19 protein-coding genes are annotated in these 19,997 nt (G+C 46.0%); 5 read left to right on the plus strand and 14 right to left on the minus strand.

The annotated features are described in order from the left end of the window. Positions 1-3 precede the first annotated feature (3 nt). Positions 4-1,182 (plus strand): ATP-grasp domain-containing protein, encoded by a 1,179-nt coding sequence (locus tag ACESPQ_RS08285; protein WP_002611421.1) that lies wholly within the window; start codon positions 4-6, stop codon positions 1,180-1,182. Positions 1,183-1,334: 152 nt separating this feature from the next. On the opposite strand, the gene ACESPQ_RS08290 is transcribed toward ACESPQ_RS08285, so the two are convergent. After that, positions 1,335-1,592, minus strand: a complete 258-nt coding sequence (locus tag ACESPQ_RS08290; protein WP_002611423.1) for a TlpA family protein disulfide reductase — start codon at positions 1,590-1,592, stop codon at positions 1,335-1,337. Between the two features lie 59 nt (positions 1,593-1,651). Continuing rightward, positions 1,652-2,314 (minus strand): lysoplasmalogenase family protein, encoded by a 663-nt coding sequence (locus ACESPQ_RS08295; protein ID WP_109771448.1) that lies wholly within the window; start codon positions 2,312-2,314, stop codon positions 1,652-1,654. Between the two features lie 90 nt (positions 2,315-2,404). Here ACESPQ_RS08295 and ACESPQ_RS08300 point away from each other — a divergent pair, with 90 nt between their 5' ends. After that, positions 2,405-3,163, plus strand: a complete 759-nt coding sequence (locus ACESPQ_RS08300; protein ID WP_002611427.1) for an alpha/beta hydrolase — start codon at positions 2,405-2,407, stop codon at positions 3,161-3,163. Between the two features lie 34 nt (positions 3,164-3,197). Here ACESPQ_RS08300 and ACESPQ_RS08305 read toward each other — a convergent pair whose 3' ends face one another. The 5 genes from ACESPQ_RS08305 to ACESPQ_RS08325 form a co-directional block, all read right to left on the minus strand. Then, a complete protein-coding gene (locus tag ACESPQ_RS08305) occupies positions 3,198-3,377 on the minus strand; it encodes a hypothetical protein (RefSeq protein ID WP_109771450.1) in 180 nt (59 codons plus the stop codon). Positions 3,378-3,477: 100 nt separating this feature from the next. Continuing rightward, the gene (locus ACESPQ_RS08310) at positions 3,478-3,960 is read right to left on the minus strand and encodes a GNAT family N-acetyltransferase (RefSeq protein ID WP_002611431.1); all 483 of its coding nucleotides are present in this window, start codon (positions 3,958-3,960) and stop codon (positions 3,478-3,480) included. A gap of 2 nt (positions 3,961-3,962) precedes the next feature. Next, positions 3,963-4,544 carry a nitroreductase family protein gene (locus ACESPQ_RS08315; protein ID WP_109771451.1) on the minus strand — a complete coding sequence of 194 codons (582 nt, stop codon included), beginning with the start codon at positions 4,542-4,544 and terminating at the stop codon, positions 3,963-3,965. A 44-nt stretch (positions 4,545-4,588) separates the two neighbouring features. Further along, positions 4,589-5,809, minus strand: coding sequence for an MFS transporter (locus tag ACESPQ_RS08320; protein WP_002611435.1), 1,221 nt, complete (start codon positions 5,807-5,809; stop codon positions 4,589-4,591). Between the two features lie 111 nt (positions 5,810-5,920). Continuing rightward, positions 5,921-7,105: a helix-turn-helix domain-containing protein gene (locus ACESPQ_RS08325; protein ID WP_109771452.1), complete on the minus strand. Its 1,185-nt coding sequence runs from the start codon at positions 7,103-7,105 to the stop codon at positions 5,921-5,923. A 451-nt stretch (positions 7,106-7,556) separates the two neighbouring features. On the opposite strand from ACESPQ_RS08325, the gene ACESPQ_RS08330 reads away from it, so the two are divergent. Then, a complete protein-coding gene (locus ACESPQ_RS08330) occupies positions 7,557-8,651 on the plus strand; it encodes a metallophosphoesterase (RefSeq protein ID WP_373144251.1) in 1,095 nt (364 codons plus the stop codon). Positions 8,652-9,028: 377 nt separating this feature from the next. Here the strand turns inward: ACESPQ_RS08330 and ACESPQ_RS08335 are convergent, their stop codons facing one another. From ACESPQ_RS08335 to ACESPQ_RS08365, 7 genes are all read right to left on the minus strand, one after another. After that, positions 9,029-10,090, minus strand: coding sequence for a threonine aldolase family protein (locus ACESPQ_RS08335; RefSeq protein WP_257271128.1), 1,062 nt, complete (start codon positions 10,088-10,090; stop codon positions 9,029-9,031). A gap of 418 nt (positions 10,091-10,508) precedes the next feature. After that, complete coding sequence (locus ACESPQ_RS08340; RefSeq protein ID WP_002611442.1) at positions 10,509-12,056, minus strand: acyl CoA:acetate/3-ketoacid CoA transferase; 1,548 nt, start codon at positions 12,054-12,056, stop codon at positions 10,509-10,511. Positions 12,057-12,145: 89 nt separating this feature from the next. Continuing rightward, positions 12,146-12,925: an enoyl-CoA hydratase-related protein gene (locus ACESPQ_RS08345; RefSeq protein ID WP_373144252.1), complete on the minus strand. Its 780-nt coding sequence runs from the start codon at positions 12,923-12,925 to the stop codon at positions 12,146-12,148. Positions 12,926-13,025: 100 nt separating this feature from the next. Further along, positions 13,026-13,865 carry a 3-hydroxyacyl-CoA dehydrogenase family protein gene (locus ACESPQ_RS08350; RefSeq protein WP_044903327.1) on the minus strand — a complete coding sequence of 280 codons (840 nt, stop codon included), beginning with the start codon at positions 13,863-13,865 and terminating at the stop codon, positions 13,026-13,028. Between the two features lie 72 nt (positions 13,866-13,937). Further along, positions 13,938-14,966 (minus strand): electron transfer flavoprotein subunit alpha/FixB family protein, encoded by a 1,029-nt coding sequence (locus ACESPQ_RS08355; protein WP_008729220.1) that lies wholly within the window; start codon positions 14,964-14,966, stop codon positions 13,938-13,940. Positions 14,967-14,980: 14 nt separating this feature from the next. After that, a complete protein-coding gene (locus ACESPQ_RS08360; RefSeq protein WP_002611450.1) occupies positions 14,981-15,769 on the minus strand; it encodes an electron transfer flavoprotein subunit beta/FixA family protein in 789 nt (262 codons plus the stop codon). Positions 15,770-15,799: 30 nt separating this feature from the next. Then, positions 15,800-16,939: an acyl-CoA dehydrogenase gene (locus ACESPQ_RS08365; RefSeq protein WP_002611453.1), complete on the minus strand. Its 1,140-nt coding sequence runs from the start codon at positions 16,937-16,939 to the stop codon at positions 15,800-15,802. A 342-nt stretch (positions 16,940-17,281) separates the two neighbouring features. On the opposite strand from ACESPQ_RS08365, the gene ACESPQ_RS08370 reads away from it, so the two are divergent. Continuing rightward, positions 17,282-18,490, plus strand: coding sequence for an acetyl-CoA C-acetyltransferase (locus tag ACESPQ_RS08370; RefSeq protein ID WP_257271126.1), 1,209 nt, complete (start codon positions 17,282-17,284; stop codon positions 18,488-18,490). Positions 18,491-18,686: 196 nt separating this feature from the next. After that, complete coding sequence (locus ACESPQ_RS08375; RefSeq protein ID WP_002611458.1) at positions 18,687-19,892, plus strand: acetyl-CoA C-acetyltransferase; 1,206 nt, start codon at positions 18,687-18,689, stop codon at positions 19,890-19,892. Positions 19,893-19,997 lie beyond the last annotated feature (105 nt).

The raw sequence follows: 19,997 nt of genomic DNA on the forward strand, positions 1-19,997 counted from the left end.
TTTATGAACTTCATCTTTATTTCTCCGCACTTTCCGGAAAGCTACTGGCTGTTCTGTCAGGGACTGAAGAACAACGGTGTCAATGTGCTGGCGATTGCGGACACTCCGTACAACTCGTTAAGCACCAATCTGAAGAATTCCATCAATGACTTCTATCAGGTTTCCAGTCTTGAAAACTACGATGAAATGCTACGGGCAGTTGCCTGGTTCACCTATAAGCATGGAAAAATTGACTGGATCGAATCAAACAATGAATACTGGCTTCGTCAGGATGCAGCGCTGCGCAGAGATTTCCATGTTGAAACCGGATTCCCCTGCGAAGCGCTTGACAACTGTCAGAGCAAGCATCGCATGAAGGAGTTTTTCGCGGCTGCCGGATTGAAAACCGCCCGCTGGCAGCTGGCAACCAATCTGGAGGATGCACAGAAATTTACAGAGCTTGTCGGATATCCGATTGTAATCAAGCCGGATATCGGTGTAGGTGCCAGTGATACGCACAAAATCAAAAACGGGGATGAGCTGCGCACTGCCTTTGCTCATGGCTTTAAGGAAGCTATGATTATGGAGGAATACATAAACGGGAGCTGTTTTTCCTTTGACGGTATTACAAACAGTAAAAAGGAGCTGCTGTTTGTGACCTCTCATCAGTACACGGATAGTATTATGGATGCTGTCAATGAACAGAAAAATATCGGCTGTTATTCCTATAAGGATATTCCTGCCGATATCATGGAGGCCGGTACCCGCAGTGTGGAAGCCTTTGATACACGCAGCAGATTCTTCCATTTTGAATTTTTCCGTCTGCTGGAGGATCAGCCGGTTGGTAAAAAAGGCGATATCATCGGCCTTGAGGTCAATATGCGCCCGCCTGGCGGCTTCCTGCCGGATATGATCAACTATGCCAATGACAGCAATGTCTATCAGCTGTGGGCAGACATGATCGTTCATGACACGATCCATTACCAGCAGGTGCGCAAGTATTCCTCCGGCTTCATCGGAAGAAGAGACCGCCTGCACTATGCACATACAACGCAGGATATTCAGGACACCTATCGCGATAGTATTCTGATGATTCGCCGTCTTCCTGCGGCCCTTGCCACTGCTATGGGGGATGAGGTGATTGTGGCACGCTTTAAAACCGAGGAGGAAATCCTTGATTTCTTCCGCTATGTACAGGAATAAAAAACCGATAAAGCAGGATACCCCTTTTATGAAAAAGGTCATAAAAAGAGATTTCTTAAATGATGAGCTTCATTTTTGAAACCTCTTTTTCTATTATCCATACATAATCTGGATGACACAGTGTTCTTTTATTATCTCAAAGGCCTGTAGTCCTATAATGCGGCACGCAGCACAGCCTCCACCTTTTCCTTTGTCGGTACACCCTCCAGCAGCTTAACACCATCCACGAAATAGGTTGGAACATACCAGTAATCCAGAGAATCCGCAAGCTTCTTCTGTTCCTGTTCCTCAATCGCCTCTATGTTTACACCCCGCAGCTCAGGATAGCTGTCCTGCAATTCCTTTACCATTGCGAATGCCGCTTTGCAATGCGGACATCCCTTCAAATACATCATACGTACATGCTTCATGAACATCATCTCCTTTATATTACTATAGCACAGCATGCCCAAAAACCACAGAAATATGCCTACAGCAGCATTGTCAGCGCCAGCAAAAGCTGTGCAGTGTAGTACAGACTCAGATTCCATCGTGTCATGCGCGTTGTGTTGCGATTGCCAAACAGCATAAATGCCAGAATCAAATCGCTCAATACAAAGCACAGGGATGCAATATTCAGGATGCCACCATACAGCATGCCATCCTGCAAATGCCACAGAGCGCACGCTTCCGTAAATAAAATAACAGCAGCATACACCGTACTCGGAAGACGCATCTCCTGGAAATCTACCTGTTTTTTCTTCAGAACTGCAATCACGAGCAATGCCAGCAGAATTGAACATATTGCGACCAGAATCCCCGCTTTCACCGGCATGACAAAAAGTGCAGCTACATACACGAGATGCCCGAACAGGAAAAAAAGCAATCCACCCAGAAAGAAGAGGTTCTTCCTTTTTGGATAGCAAAACGGCAGAGCCAGCAAAACATCCCCAATCGCTCCCGATACAAGTCCTATCAGCATCCATTCACCATAGCGCCTGTCAACACATGCTGCAAATGCGCAGAAGCCGACGAGCAGAAAACAGAAGGAGGAAGCACTTTTCCAGCACAGGGATGTAAATGCGGAGGAATGCTCCTTAAAAATATAATACACAACAACGAAAAGAAACAGCAGACATGCAATTTTGATCATAGCCTCGCTCCCCTTTCTATCCCAATTATAACAAACCCAACATCATCTGACATCATTTTTGTGCTATAATACTGACCATGAGGTGATGGTATGATTGAGAAACGAGATATTTATATCCCCTGCTTTCAGGATATGAGAATGCTGCATATCTATCTGCCGGAGGATTATGAGAAGGAAACAAGACATTACCCTGTCCTGTATATGTTTGACGGGCACAACCTGTTTTATGATGAGGATGCGACATTTGGCAGAAGCTGGGGGTTAAAGCGATGGCTGGATGAGCATACGATGCCTCTCATCGTTGTCGGTGTGGAATGCAACCACGAGGGAAATCGCCGGCTGGAGGAATTTTCTCCCTATGATTTCAGTGATGCGACGGTTGGCTTTATTCACGGACAGGGGAAAGAGCTGATGGAGTGGATGAGCAGCGACCTCAAGCGGTGGATCGATCATGCCTATCGAACATTGCCAGGAAAACACCACACAGCCATCGGTGGAAGCTCTATGGGTGGTTTGATGGCACTGTATGCGGTTGTCCATCACTGTGATATTTACAGTAAGGCGGCAGTCCTCTCCCCTTTCATTTATCGTTTAAAGGATGAGCTTCTAACTGAAATTTGGGCCTGTCCCAAGCTGCGTTCCCACAAAATTTATATCTCATGGGGGAGTGATGAATTTCGCAGCAAGCAGCAGCTGGCGCTTGCCAGTGGCAGAATACTCGAGCTGATGCGCTGTCTTGAGGAGAAGGAGGCAAAGGTATATCCCAACCTCGTTTTCAAGGGACGGCATAATGAGGAAAGCTGGGAACAGGAACTGGATACCGTCCTGACATGGCTGTTTACCGAATAAAAAAGCGGACATTTGAAATCCGCTTTTTCTGTATTCACAGCAGAATATTCGCAATCACCAAAACGAGCATAATCAAGAGGAGCACAGCCAGCAGAATCAGAAAATCTCTGCGATACCGGTTCCAATATGCCTGCATATCATTTCCGTATGCGATATCCTTCTGCAGCCGCTCTCTGACAGCCTTTGTCATCACGATTTTCTTACATCCTGACATTGCCGTCCCCTCCTTTCCCTATCTATATCATACCATAGGATATGCGGATGTACATACTTCTGGAATAATCAGATGAGTTTTGGGAAAGGTTGTCCGCATACTACTCCGTCAGGGAAATATAATAGGGTACGATATTCACATATGCTCCATCGCTCTGCAAAAAGCCGCCCGGAATCGTGCCCAGAGAATGAAATCCCAGACTCTCATACAAATGCCGTGCGGAAGTATTGCTCTCTACGACTGCGTTAAATTGCAGAATGCGAAAGCCTAAACTTCTTGCGGTCTTCATACAGTCCAGCACCAGCGCTTTGCCGATATGCTTTCCTCTTTGCTTCTGATCCACAGCAAAGCTGGCATTGCATATATGTCCGCACCGGCCGACATTATTCGGATGCAGGATATACAGCCCCACCACAGTATCCTCATCGATGCAGACACGCGTTTTGCTCTGCGAGGAAAAAAAGACATCGCCGCTTTGCTCATCCAGCTGCTCCAGCTGAGGAAAAGCATTTCCCTGGGCGACTACAGCATTCCATATGCGACACATCTGTGACAGATCATTCACTTGATAATCCCGCAGCATCGCTATTCTCCATTGATGATCAGCTCCCTGGTTGTTCGCTTGGGAACATGATGCACATCCTGTGCATCCCGGTAATATGTCGTATCTCCCTGTACATTTACATCCTCAAGTACAATCGTTTCGTCCGGTTTTCCAATAGCCACAACCAGCAGCGGCACGAGATTTTCGCTCAGCTTCAGCACCTCATGCAGGGCATTCTTTTGAAAGCTGCCGATCATACAGCCGCCAAGCCCCAACTCAGCAGCACGCAGCAGCATCGTCTGAGCGACAATACCGACATCCTTCTGATAAGCCTCCAGTGCAGTTGAAATGGCAGTATCCTGACAGATTACAATAAAGGCTCTGGGACAATGTCCCTCATACGGCACCTCTTTCTTTAGGGCTTTTGCCCACGCGGTTAAGGGCTGAATCTGATTCGTCTTTTCCCTCTCACATGCCAGATAGTATTTCAGCGCCTGTTTATTAACGCTTGACGGTGTTAGTCTGGCATGCTCTACCAGATCGATCAGCTCCTCCCTGGTAACCGCTCTTGTTTCATCATATCCCCGATAGCTTCGGTTTTTCAATAACAGATCCTTCAGCATAAAGATCCCTCCTCGTATCCATTATAGCACTGCACATGCACATCTCATAGCTCCTGATTATAGATTTTTGAAACCTGCTTCCTGTTGCGGATAATCAGCAGGAAGATAGCAAGCATCGAAAACGAAGCAAACAGCAGTGCCGTCAACGGGTAGGATACGTATTGTGCAATTACACCTGCGCTGAATCTGGAAGCCATCATAATGAGGGCAACCAGCACCTGAAACAACGCATTCACCCTTGCCCGCATGTGAGAGGGCAAATAGTTTTGTGTACTGGCCTCCCGTATATTCAGGGAATTGATACCCAGAAAGCCGCAGGTAAACCGATTGACAACCATAAGCGGATAAGGAAGAAACAGGAAAACCATATCCAGGGATTCATAAACCGCATAGACACTGACAGCAACCCGGTAGCGTTTCTTCGCCGGAATATGCAGGACATAATGCATCAGACCGCCAGCCATGCGTCCAATGGTATCCGCTGTTGTCAGAAACGCATACATCGTCGTTGTGAGAATGGGAGATGATTGAAACATCGCCATGGTTACCAGATTGATCCCCTCTGCCGAAGCATTGGTTACCGCCATGTAGCCGTAAATGGAACGGATACCCTTTTCTTTTTTCAAATAACGAAAGCCATCCATCAAATCTGCTTTATATTTCTGCAAGGTAAACACCCGCTTTCCGATTGTTTCCTGATAGCGTATGCGCGCTTCAAACAGAGCTGCTGTCAGCAGCAGAATTCCCTCCATCGCACAGATCCAGGCAATCCCCAGATGTACATACAGCAGGGATGCAACCGGTGTGAATAACGCTGTCACACTGGGATAAATCAAGGAGGATACGGAATAGCCCTTCTGCGCAAAGCCCTTGGGAATCAGATCAGGATACAGGGAGGAATATGCCAGAGAATAAATGGCTCCAAAGGATGCGGTAAGCAGGGAAAATATCAGATAGCCCGCATAAGAAAATTCCTGCATAAGCAGAAAGGCGGCAAACAGCAGATACAGAATGCCATTTCCACTATCCAGCATAGCAATCAAGCGCTTTCTGCAGCAGCCATCGACCAGCGGTGCTGCCAGAATGGGAATCAGAACCGTCGGCATCAGGGATATCGCAGTGAAAATTCCGGTCATAAGGGTTGATGAGGTATGGTCGAATACCACAAGCGACAGTGCAAAGCTCATAGCGGTAGAACCGATTGCACTGATCAGTGTCCCCAGTGTTATAATTATAAAATCATGTGACCATAGGGTCTTTTTCATAGGTATCATCTCCTGCGTTTAGTATACCGTATGATACGAATATAAAAAATACCCTGTATTTGGGAAAATAGTGTCCAAATATCAGGGTTAAGCCATCATAAATTAGCTTGCTCAGGAAAATTTCGTTTCCTCCATCAGCTTCATGACCTCCTTGTACCTGCGCTTCTTCTTTAACGCAGCAATGAGGTAGGACAGATGAAACTGACAGAAGCCATGGAAATAACGGGAAGTGTCACAGAGCGTATACAGGCAGTCGATATAGACCTCTGCATCCACGGCAGTTCCATAGCGGTATCTTACAAACTGCACGATTTCCCTGCGACCGTCAGCCTCATGTGAATCCAGCTGCCTCTCCATCTCCTGTACATAGCGAAGTCCCTCCTTTTTCTGATTCAGCTGTTCATATAAAAGCGCCAGCTTATGACAGCATAGAAAGGTGTCATCCAGTATCTGATAGGCCTTTAAAAGCAGTGGCAGCGCCTTTTGAAAATCACCCCACTGCTGATATGTGGATCCGATATTATACCACACATGGGCCTGCATCTGCTTGTTTTTGCTGCTGCGGCAAAGATGCTCACAGCGTTCGTAATACATCAGCATGACACCTTCTGCATGCATAGCGGAATAGCAGTTTGCAATATGCATGGACGCATCGATCATACAGGGCAGAAAGCCTTCCTCACATGCAAGGTCATAGGCCTTCAGATGGTGATGCAGCGCCTGAGAATAGTCCCCCATAAGCGCATACACATCTCCCTTCATCTGATATAAAATACTCCACCCTCCATATTTTTGTGCTTCCTGCAGCTGGGCAAGTATCGCTGAAAGAGTTTGTTCCTCCCTGCTTTGAAGTGCCTGTCCCGCACATAGAAAATGATATAAGAACCGCTGTGCATCCTGCATATATGGAAGAAAAACAGACGCAGAGGCCAGCGGCTTATCCGCATGCTCCTTCGTATACAGTGCTTTGATGAGTAGCGCATCAACACAGAGGGGAGAGTTCAAAAGGTTCTCCATCTGCTTTTCCAGCTCATACGCTTCGCGTTGTTCTCCATAAAACCAAGCTGACGCCAGCTCCTGAAGCTTTTCCTTCCAAACAGCAAGCCATTCTTCATTTTCCTGAAACACGATTCCCAGCCTGTGAAACAACGCCTGATAAATTTCATCCGCAGCCTGTACCTTCCCCTGCTCCAGCTTACTGAGATAAGAAACTGCACAAATGCCACGACACAGACCCTCCTGAGAATAATTCCTCTGCAGCCGATGACAGCGCACTAGGAAGCCTCGTAAATCCATAGAATCACCTCATATCCATGCAAAATATTGTAACACATTCCAGTTTTTTCACTTCACAGAAAACAGCAGCCTGCTTTACCTCCTTAATTGCGGTATCCATAACAATGGGAAATCACATCCTATCTGCCTTCAGTCCCTGAGTTTATCCTGGAACATCACTACCTTCTTCATGTTTCCTGCAGGTACTGTCCCAGTACTCCTATACATGGAGTATATCCCTCATTCAATACTTACAAAAGGATGCTATGCGCTTGCCTCTTCTTTACAGCAATCAGAAATATGACATATTTTAAAAAGCATGCTATTCGGCTGTTTATTCACAAAGCAACATATCCTAGACTTCTGTCTTTCCTGGTTATAGGATAGCGCAGAATGTAGAAGTTTACAACGTTTTTCTTGCATGATACAAGGAAATTCTCTATAATTGAGCCAGAGATAAAGGAGGCTGCCTATGTTTGATCGTTCCATTCATTCGTATTCTGTTCTGTCTGATAGCAGAAGAATCATCGCCATTAGTGATATTCATGGCAATCTTCCGGTATTTAAAAAGCTGTTACGTAAAATCGCCTTTGATCCGGAAAAGGATGCGCTGTTTCTCGTTGGCGATCTATTGGAGAAGGGACCCTATAATCTGGAAACACTGTATTATATCATGGAGCTTTCCAGACACCCGCACGTACATCCCATGATTGGAAACTGTGATGTGGTATGCCGCAATGTGCTCTATGATACCCGTCTGGAATTTCTGCAGAACATCCTGTTGAATCGTCCAAACAGCATTCTGCATGAAATGGCACAGCGCGTCGGTCAGCGCATAGACAAAGAGACAGATATGGCTGCTCTCAGCAGGGAGCTGCGAAAAGTATTTCTCAGGGAATTGACCTTTATCGACAGGCTTCCCCATGTGATTGAAACCGAACGCTTTATCTTTGCCCACGCAGGCATACGGGATGAGAAAACCTATGGCCGTGATATGCGTGATATTATGGTACAGGATCTGTTTATGAAGGAGGCCGGCAGCTTTCATAAATACATTGTTGTCGGGCACCTTCCGGTTAGCGAATATCGGAAGGATATCTGCTGCTTCAATCCCATCATTGACACACGCCGCCATATCATATCCATCGACGGAGGAAATGAAGTGAAGTCAGCTGGACAACTGAATGCATTGATCTATGAGCAGGGCAGATTTCAATTCGCATGCAGTGATGATCTGAAAAAAGCACGGATAACAAGAGATATTCTCCCTGTTAACAGGACGCCCTTTTTTATCACCTGGCATGAAGGACAGGTACATATGCTGCACGATGAAGGTGCATGCTGCCTTTGCCGGCATGAAGCCAGCGGCAAAGTAATGCACATCGCAAAGGAATTTTTATTTTACAAAGGTAAGGAGCTGCACGTCTGTGACTTCACCAATTACCAGATACCGGCAAGATGCGGAGATCTCGTAAAAATCGTTTCTCAAACAAGGAATGCTGTATTAGTGAAAAAGCAGGGTCTGATGGGGTGGATTCCAGCAGATGCATTAGCTTTGGAAAGCTGAATCGGCAGCTGCAGTGCAATGCTATGCTATGAAGAGAAACATCAAGCGAACAGGCAATTAAATAAAGCATACCGCAGTCTTCAAATCATTAAAAATAAGATCAAAAGGATTTCATTTTGCTTTTCTTCGCTTACAGATTTATAAAAATCATAAAAAAAGAAATACAGTACCTAATAAAATTCAGGATTTGTATTTCTTTTTTTCTATGTTACAGCTTTATCAATTCTCCGGCATCATGCAGGTATCTCGCTTCCACTGTTTATTTTCCTACCGCATAATCATGCAGCCATCCCATTTTTCTAGTACCTTAATCAAGGTGTTTTGTGATTACTTCTTATTTCTGTTTTTTCCTTCCGATTGCTTTTAAAAACACATTTCTATCTCTCAGATTCCTGTCCGCTTTCCCGCATCCGTTGAAGAAGACTGTTTAGATATTCAATAAATCGATCCACTTCCTTTTCCTCAGTTGCCCAGGATGTCACAAAGCGCATTGCCGTATGTTCTTCATCCATTGTTTCCCAGACCTGAAACGCATATTCCTTCTGCAGCTCTTCAATCAGCAGGTTGGGCAGGACTGGAAATATTTGATTTGTCGTTGTCTTTATAAGAAACGGCAGCCCAGATGCCTCCATGGCATCCTGCAGCTTCTGAGCCATCCGGTTTGCATGTGCTGCGATTTCAATATAGCGGTTTCCTTCAAACAATGCCGCAAACTGTACACCCAGCAGCCACCCCTTGGCAAGCATGCCGCCTCGCTGTTTGATCATATAGCGGAAGTCTTTTTTCAATTTATCATTTACAATGATAACCGCCTCTCCGAAGAGAGCACCGTTCTTAGTCCCGCCAAGATAGAAAACGTCACAGTATGTACATAAATCGTTAAAGGATACATCATTGTCCTTTGCTGCCAGAGCAGCTCCCATGCGGGCACCGTCCATAAACAGATACAGACCGAATTCTCTGCAAACTTCCGCAATCTGCTTCAATTCCTCTTTGTGATAGATGGTACCGATTTCCGTTGCGTTCGAAATATAGACCATTGCCGGCTTTACCATATGCTCATCCTCATGGCTAAGTACCGCTTTACGGATTCCCTGCGGTGTGATTTTACCATCGACACCTTCAGCAATCAGCACCTTGTGACCGGTCGCTTCCACAGCACCTGTTTCGTGAACATTGATATGTCCGCTGTCCACAGCAATCACTGCCTCATACGGACGAAGAGCACCCGCAATCACCGTCAGATTGGCCTGGGTTCCGCCGACTAAAAAATGTATATCACAATCCTCACAGTGCAGCTTCGCCTTCAGCTGCCGCTTCGCCCGTTCGCAAAGCGCATCCTCACCATACCCGACATTCTGGCATTGATTCAGTTCCAGCAGGCGCTCCATGATAACAGGATGGGCCCCCTCACTATAATCATTACGAAAACTATACATATGCATTCCTCATTTCTTTTTCACTCTATCATTATAATACAGGCTGAAAGAAAAGGAAACGAAAAGGCGGCCGGAATCTCATCGTCCGTACCGCCCATCGTTTGCCCTGTATTGTCTGTGATTATTTCTACTACCATTGAGACTTCTACATGCTAATGCTACTCACTACAAGCTACCTTATCATTCCAACACAATGCTATGCCAGACAATACAATGGCTGAGTCAGCCTGAGAAGCAATCTCCTTGACCAATGGTCTCCACTGCCTCACCTGCATGAGCTCTATATCATCACTTTCATCAAGTGTGATAATCTTTAACCACCTTTATTATATAAAATACAGCAATAATGTAAAGTGTTTTGGAATTTTTAGCAGAAAAATGGAAAAAAAGGGAATTGCATCCCTTTTCTTTATTCGATTTATGCCTTTAATCCGATCAATTCATCACGGAACAGACGCTCATCCATAGTTTTCAGGTTATCAGCGACAGCAGGCTTGAATTCCATCTGTCCCAGAACATCCTTTTCCAGATCAACGCCAGGTGCGATTTCCGTTAATGTCAGCTTACCGTCCAGCAGCTCGAATACCGCACGCTCCGTAACGTACAGAACCTTCTGTCCTGTTTCGGTTGCGAAATCTGCAGAGAAGGTAATCTGTTCCACTTCCTGTTTAAACTTCTTGATTCTTCCCTCCTGCAGAATGTGCAGCTTACCGTCCTTGACCTCAACCTTGAGTCCGCCTGCAGTAAAGGTACCGCAGTACACAACAACCGGTGAAGTCTGTGTAATATTGATAAACCCGCCGCAGCCTGCAATTTTCGGTCCGAAACGGCTGACATTGATGTTACCGGAGCAGTCGCATTCCGCAAGTCCCAGGAATGCCTGATCCAGTCCGCCTCCGTCATAGAAGTCAAACTGATACGGCTGATCGATGATGGCATCCGGATTTGTACAGGTACCAAAAGCAGTTCCTGCATTCGGTACACCGCCGATTCCTCCAGCTTCCACCGTCAGCTTCAAGCCTGGAAGTCCCTCTTCATTTGCAACATTGGCAATTCCCTCCGGCATACCGATACCAAGATTGATAATAGCTGCAGGATCCAGCTCCATAGCCGCACGACGGCAGATGACCTTGCGCTCATTCAGCTTCATCGGTGCAATGGAATTTACTGGAACCTTCACTTCTCCGCTCAATGCAGGATCATACGGGTTCGCATATGTCTGCCAGTGATTTTCCGGGCGTGCAACAACGATACCATCCACATAAATTCCGGGTATTTTCACTTTTCTTGGATCCAGTGTACCGTTCTGTACCACCTTTTCCACCTGCAGCAACACGATACCACCGGAATTCTTCGCAGCCTGGGCTATGGAAAGAGAGTCCAGAGTAGCTGCTTCCTTTTCCATGGTAGCATTGCCGTCCTCATCACAATACGTGGCACGAATCAGCGCCACATTTAACGGGAAGGATTTATAGCGCAGCCACTCTTCCCCATCGATATGCATCAGCTCAACAAGATCTTCCTTGGAGCGTTCATTCATCTTCGCTCCTTCGATACGAGGATCGACGAACGTTTTCAGACCGACCTTTGTAATCGTACCCGGACGATGTCCGGCAATATCACGGAACATCAAAGAAATGGTACCAAGGGGAAGGTTGTAGCCTTCTACCTTGTTTTCAAAAACCAGCTTCTGCAGTTTTGGAATTAACCCCCAGTGACCACCAATGATACGCTTCAGCAATCCCTCATGTCCCAGCTTGTTCAGACCCAGACGGTCCGTTCCATCACCAATACCGGCAGAAAACATGATAGTCAAATCCTTCGGATGTCCGCTCTTGAGAAAGGATTCCTCGATGCCTACAGAAAATTCCTGAGGATGTCCGGATCCGATAAAACCGCCAATTCCGATAGCAGCGCCATCCGGAATCATGGAAACTGCCTGTTCAATACTTATTACTTTACTCAAATCGATTACCTCCTTTGTATTATCTCCTGTTTCCAGTGTACCACAACTGAAAGCGTTTACGGAAATAATAAGCTCAAGAATTTACTTGCTTATTTGTTAGAGAATTTTTTATCCTTCGTTTTTTCCAGGAAGCAGGTCATACCATAGGTCTGATCTTCTGTCGCAAAACAATTGGAGAATTCTTCCACTTCGATTGCAATTCCACCTTCGATATCTGTCTGCAGCCCGTTGTTGATTGCTTTTTTACTGTATGCAACAGCGATTGGCGCATTCTTTGCGATACCGTTTGCCATCTTCATAACAACAGCCATCAGTTCTTCGGCAGGGACAACGTTATTTACCAGACCGATGGCGTATGCACGCTCTGCTTTGATGTTTCTTGCTGTATAAATCATTTCCTTCGCAATGCCGGTACCGACAAGACGTGCCAGACGCTGTGTTCCACCAAAGCCCGGAGTGATTCCCAAGCCAACTTCCGGCTGTCCGAAGACTGCATTTTCACTTGCCACACGAATGTCGCAGCTCATTGCCAGCTCACAGCCACCACCTAATGCAAAACCTTTAACAGCAGCGATAACAGGGCAGCGGAAGGTTTCAATCTTACGGAATACCTCGTTACCGAATTTTCCATAAGCAGCAGCCTCTTCCACGCTCTTATCCTTCATTTCAGCGATATCTGCACCTGCAACAAAGGATTTCTCTCCTGCTCCGGTAAGTACCAGTGCATATACATCGTTGTTTGCCGCAACTTCATCCAGTGCCTGATTCAGCTCTGTTAAAACCTGTGTGCTTAATGCGTTCAGTGCTTTTGGACGGTTGATTGTGATGGTTGCTACATGTCCTTCATAGTTTACTAAAATTGTTTCCATTGTATTCATCTTCCTTTCCATTTTTAAAAAAGTGAATCCACAATTTCAATGGGTTTCATGTGAAATTACAGATTCACTCGTCATGTGTTGTATGCGTGAATTATTTAGAGTAGTCGTAGAACCCGATACCGGATTTCTGACCGAGCTTACCTCCGCGAACCATTTTGCGGATCAGCGTACAGCAGCGATATTTAGAGTCTTTTGTTTCATTGTAAAGAACATCCATGATAGCTTCCACGATATCCAGACCAATCAGATCACCCAGTGCCAGAGGTCCCATCGGATGGTTGGCACCCAGTTTCATAGCTGTATCGATATCTTCAACAGATGCAATTCCTTCCTGCAGAATGAAGGCAGCCTCGTTGATCATAGGAACCAAAATACGGTTTACCACAAATCCAGGACCCTCTGCAACTTCAACAGGAGTTTTTCCTAAGGATTTGGAGATTTCCAGAATGGCTTCCTTTGTTTCAACAGGCGTGTTGATTCCGGAAATAACCTCAACCAGTTTCATACGGTCAGCAGGGTTGAAGAAGTGCATACCGATGACATTGTGTTTGATTCCGGTAGCGATTTCGGTAATGGATAAAGAAGATGTGTTAGAACCAAAGATACAGGAATCTTTACAGATTTCATCCAGTGTTGTGAACAGTTCTTTCTTAACTTCCATTTTTTCAAGAACAGCTTCCACGATCAGATCGCAGTCAGCCAGATCCTTGTATTCTCCAGCCTTCAGATTGCCTTTTACTTCTGCAGCCTTGTCAGCCGTCATTTTTTCTCTGGAAACCAGTTTGTCCAGTTTTTTAGCGATTTTGTCGATTCCGCCCTGTGCCCATTCAATCTTAATGTCACATACGGTTACATCGTACCCATTGGAAGCAAATGCATTTGCAATACCCTGGCCCATTGTTCCGGCACCAATTACACCAACTTTTTTCATGTTTATTATCTCCTTTACTATTTTTGTATACCAAGAGGGGTAGTTTCCCACCCTCTTGTATAAACGTATTTATTATCCCTTTTTCGCAGCGATGATTTCATCCTTAAGCAGAGGAAGGATTTCTTTTACATCACCGATGAAGCCCATGTTTGCAATGCTGAAGATTTCAGCCTGCGGGTCACGGTTGATCGCGATGATCATATCGGATTTTTCCATACCGGCAACATGCTGGCATGCTCCGGAAATACCACATGCGATGTACAGACTAGGACGAACGGTCTTACCGGTCTGTCCAACCTGAATTGCCTTGTCAGCAAATCCATCGTCAACTACGGCACGGGAAGCACACAGCTCTCCGCCCAGTTCTTCAGCAACTGCCTGTACCATATCCAGACAGTCTTCAGCACCACGACCTGCACCTACCAGGATGTCAGCCTTTGTGATGTCAACGCCTTCTACTACTTTAGCAATCACTTCTTTAACGATTACTTTTGGATCTGTATCTGTCCATTCTGGAGTAAATTCTACAACCTCTCCGGTTCTGGAAGCATCAACATCGTCCATTGAGAATACGTTTGGACGAATTGTTGCCATCTGCGGACGAGTATCCGGGCATACGATCGTACCAAACAGGTTACCGCCGAATGTAGGACGGGTAACCAGCAGCAGCGCTTCTCCGTCTTTTGCCTTTTCCTGATCGATTTCGATTTTGGTAGCATCTGCAGTCAGACCGGCATTCAAACGTGCAGCAACACGTGGTGCAAGGTCACGACCAAGTACCGTAGCTCCTGTCAGGAAGCTGTCCGGCTTGAAGCTGTTGATGACCTGTGTCAGGGCATCCGCATAGAACTGTGTGGAATATCCTTCCAGCAGCGCGTCATCCACAACGATTACCTTGTCGGCACCATGTGCAATTACGTCATTCGCCTTGTCTTTGATGTTGTGTCCAAGCAGTACACCGACAACCTGGAAGTTCATCTGAGGAATGGATGCAACCAGTTTTCTAGCTTCGGAAATCAGTTCGTATCCAACGTTGGCAACTTCGCCGTTTTTCTGTTCTACGAATACGTAAATGTCTTTATATCCTTCAAATTTAGCCATTGTTCCTTCTCCTCCTATTTCGTAATAATCTGCTTGTCTTTCAGTGTCTTTGCAATCAGTTTGGCAGCTTCTGCAGCTGGCAGATCGAATGTTTCTGTTTCAGCAGATACTTCTTTGGTGAATGTAGCGTGAACCTTAGTCGGAGAACCTGCAAGACCAACGATGCTCTCATCGATTCCCAGATCATCAAATGTCATAACGTTCACTTCTTTAGAGAAGGAGTCAACGATATCGTTACAGTTCATGTAACGTGGCTCGTTCATTCCACTTAAGGTTGTCAGAACACAAGGCAGCTTCGCCTCAATGATCTCTTCACTGTCTTCCAGTGATTTTCTAACAGTAACAGCAGTATCGCTAAGTTCAATAATGTCGTCTACGTAGGTAACCTGAGGGATTCCCAGACGTTCAGCAGTCTGCGGACCAACCTGTGCAGTATCCCCATCGATAGCCTGACGTCCTGCAATGATCAGGTCGTAGCCTGTTTTGTTCAATGCAGCAGCCAGTGTGCTGGAAGTTGCACATGTATCAGCACCAGCAAATTTGCGGTCTGTGATCAGGATACATTCGTCAACTCCACGAGCGTATAATTCTTTCAGCATTCCCGTAGCCTGAGGAGGTCCCATGGAAATGATAGTAACAGTTGCCCCGTATTTTTCTTTCAGCTGCAGTGCAGCTTCCACACCAGCCAGATCATCTGGATTGATGATACTAGGAACTCCGGCACGAATCAATGTACCAGTAACTTTGTCAACACGGATTTCAGTAGAATCCGGTACCTGTTTTACAAGAACGATAATTTTCATAATCTTCGTATCCTTTCTTTTCTCTCTGTATTACTTCAGCATTGCGCCACTGATAACCATGCGCTGTACTTCAGAAGTACCCTCATAGATTTCAGTGATCTTCGCATCACGGAACATTCTTTCAACCGGATAGTCACGAGTATAACCGTATCCACCCATCAGCTGAATTGCCTTGGTTGTAACTTCCATTGCAACCTCTGCTGCGAACAGTTTCGCCTTAGCAGCTTCGACAGAGTAAGGAAGACCTTTTTCTTTCTTCATTGCTGCATCGTATACCAGCCATCTGGCTGCATCTGTTTTCACCTGCATATCAGCCAGCTGGAACTGTGTGTTCTGGAATTTTGCAATGGAACGTCCGAACTGCTTACGAGCTTTTACATAAGGAACGGTTTCATCAATTGCACCCTGTGCAATACCAAGTGCCTGCGCAGCGATACCGATACGTCCGCCATCCAGTGTCATCATGGCAATCTTGAAGCCTTTGCCTTCCTGTCCGAGCAGGTGGTCCTTGCTTAAACGCACGTTGTTGAAAATCAGCTCACTGGTTGCACTACCGCGGATACCCAGCTTCTTTTCATGCTGACCAACAGTGAATCCAGGCATTCCCTTCTCTACGATAAATGCAGAGATACCATGAGTTCCCTTTGTCTTGTCAGTCATTGCAAAGATTACATAAACATCTGCTTCCCCAGCGTTGGTAATGAAGATTTTTGTACCGTTCAGGATGTAATCGTCACCGTCTTTTACAGCCGTTGTCTGCTGTCCGGCAGCATCTGTACCGGCATTTGGCTCTGTTAAGCCGAATGCAGCCAGCTTCTTGCCTGTACATAAGTCAGGCAGATATTTGTTTTTCTGTTCTTCTGTTCCGAAGTGTTCGATTGGCCATGTTCCAAGAGATGTGTGAGCAGACAATACAACACCTGTTGTACCGCATTTCTTGCTCAGCTCCTCGACTGCCAGAATATAGCTCAGGTAGTCAGCACCTGCTCCGCCGTATTCTCTGCTGAACGGAATCCCCATCATTTTGCAGGCTTTCATTTTTTCGACGTTTTCTCTAGGGAAACGTTCATCTTCGTCTACTTCTGCTGCAAGAGGTTTTACTTCTTTTTCAGCAAACTCAGCGAAAAGTTTCTTCATCATCTGTTGTTGTTCTGTTAACATGAAGTCCATAAGTGTTCTCCTCTCCTTGATTTACTTGAACTTAGGATTGCTTGCATGCGCCTATATAAATATAGTATAAGCAGCGTATTCATCGCGTTGTCGAGAATACATAATCCATCTACATTTTAGACCTCTTTTTTGTTCACGTCAATATGTTTGTTAAAGTTTTAACAAGTTTTTGTTACAAAATTAACAAGTTGACATTTGTTCAGAATATATTCCTACATTCTCATTTGTTAATTTATTAACAAGTTTCTTGACAAACGTTTTTTCTTCCGTTACCATAGCCTTGACAAAGGGTCCTCTTCCCCTTCCCCAAGGAAGACCAACATAGAAAGCGGAGGTTATTACATGAGAAAAGCATATGTTGTAGCAGCAAAGCGAAGCGCCATCGGAAGCTTCATGGGCGGGCTTACCAACATGCCCCTGGTAGATCTGGGAGCTGCTGTTTTAAGCAGAACCATCGAGGAGGCAGGCATTGATCCTACCAATATCGACGAGGTGATTGTCGGAAACGTGATTGCGGCAGGTCTTGGTCAAAACATCGGACGTCAGGTCAGCATCAAGGCCGGTGTTCCTGTTGAGGTATGTGCACAGTCCCTGAATATGCTGTGCGGTTCCGGATTAAAGGCGGTTATGGAAGCTACCATGCGCATCCAGTGCGGATTCGGCGATATCTTTGTAGCCGGTGGTGTGGAATCTATGACCAATGCACCGTATCTGGTGCCTAGTAAGGTGCGAAACGGTGTGAAGATGGGTGACATGAAGATGGTGGATTCCATGCTGCATGATGGATTAACAGATGGTATGTATGGGATACACATGGGTGTTACCGCAGATAATATAGCGAAAAAGTATTCCATTTCCCGTGAGGATCAGGACGCCTTTGCCTATGCATCCCAGCAGAAGGCAATCGCTGCCATCGATTCCGGGCGCTTTCAGGATGAAATCGTGCCGGTAGAAGTACCCGGCCGTAAGGGCAGTGTGACGGTATTTGACACCGATGAGCACCCGAACCGTGCCTCCACGCCGGAAAAGCTGGCAAAGCTGCGTCCCGCTTTCACAAAGGACGGTACCGTTACTGCCGGAAATGCTTCCGGTATCAATGACGGTGCCAGCTTTACAATCATCGCCAGTGAGGATGCCGTTAAGAAATATAATCTGACACCGCTTGCGGAAGTCATCGGCATCGGTCAGGGCGGTGTAGATCCACGCGTCATGGGTCTTGGTCCTACGCCTGCGATTCTGCATGCGCTGAAGTATGCTGACCTGTGCATCGAGGACATAGAGCTCGTAGAGCTGAATGAAGCGTTTGCTGCACAGTCTCTGGGTGTCATTCATGAACTGGAGGAAGCAACCGGCATGGATCGTAACGCCTTTATGGAAAAAACCAACGTCAATGGCGGAGCAATCGCACTGGGACATCCGGTCGGTGCATCCGGAAACCGAATTCTGGTGAGTCTGCTTCATGAAATGCAGAAGCGCGATTTGAAAATCGGACTGGCTTCCCTGTGCATCGGCGGCGGACAGGGTGCTGCAGTCATCATCAAACGCGTATAAACAAAAGAACAAGCTCACAAGGGCTTGTTTTTCCTGCTTTTGTGTTTCAAAATCGTAAAAAGAGAAATCCGACAGATGCATTCACTTATGAATTTTTTCACAAGTTATTGACAAATGCATGAATTTTCGTTACTATGTTGATGTATTGAGTGTCGTATGCGACACGTTACATTGAAAGAAAGACAGGTAGAGAAAAATGAGAAAAACTTATGTTGTTAGCGCTAAACGTAGTGCAATCGGTAGTTTCTTAGGATCTTTAACTACCGTAAAACCAGTTGATTTAGGGGCTACAGTAGTAAAGGCACTGCTGGAAGATGGAAAGGTTGCTCCTGAGCAGGTAGACGAGCTGCTGTGCGGGAACGTGCTGAGCGCTGGTCTGGGACAGAACATCGGACGTCAGGTTGCCCTTGCTGCAGGAATTCCGGAAAGTGTATGCTCACACTCCGTGAACATGGTATGTGGTTCCGGACTTCGTACCGTTATGGAGGGTGTTATGTCCATTCAGACAGGATTTAATGACATTGTCGTTGCCGGTGGTGTGGAATCCATGTCCGGTGCTCCTTACCTGATTCCTGCAAATACACGTACAGGAAACAAAATGGGAGATTTCAAGTGTGTAGACCATATGATCTACGATGCCCTAACAGATGCTATGAACGGTATCCACATGGGTGTTACGGCAGAGAACATTGCCAAGAAATACAATATCACACGTGAAATGCAGGATGCATTCGGTTATGCTTCTCAGCAAAAGGCTATCGCTGCTGTTGATTCCGGACGTTTCAAGGACGAAATCGTTCCTGTTGAAGTGAAGCTGAGAAAAGAAACAATCGTATTTGATACAGACGAGCATCCAAACCGCAAATCCACTCCTGAAAAGATGGCAAAGCTGCGTCCGGCATTCGTTAAGGACGGTAGTGTAACGGCTGCAAACGCATCCGGCATCAACGATGGTGCTTCCTTCGTTCTGCTGGCAAGTGAAGAAGCTGTCGAAAAATACAACCTGACTCCGCTGTGCGAGGTAGTCGGCATCGGTCAGGGTGGTGTGGATCCGTTAACAATGGGTCTGGGACCTACTCCGGCAATCCGTAATGCATTGAAATATGCAGACATGAAGCTGGATGAGGTTGAACTGGTAGAGCTGAATGAAGCATTTGCCGCTCAGTCTTTAGGTGTTGTACACGAGCTGGTAGAGGAGCACGGAATCGATCGTGAAGCATTCCTGGAAAGAACGAATGTAAACGGTGGAGCAATCGCTCTGGGTCACCCGGTTGGTGCGTCCGGAAACCGTATTCTGGTTACACTGATTCACGAAATGATCAAGCGTGATGCGAAATCTGGTCTTGCATCTCTGTGCATCGGTGGTGGACAGGGTACCGCTGTTATCGTAAAGCGCCCATAATATATAAGAAAAGAGGAACTCACACACGGCTCCTCTTTTTTTGTACCCGTTTATTTGAATTTATCTTTCTATAGCATACACACGTGTTCATTTCAAAACATCAAG

Origin of the sequence: Clostridium sp. HGF2, assembly GCF_964240115.1 — a bacterium.
Taxonomy (GTDB): domain Bacteria; phylum Bacillota_I; class Bacilli_A; order Erysipelotrichales; family Erysipelotrichaceae; genus Clostridium_AQ; species Clostridium_AQ innocuum.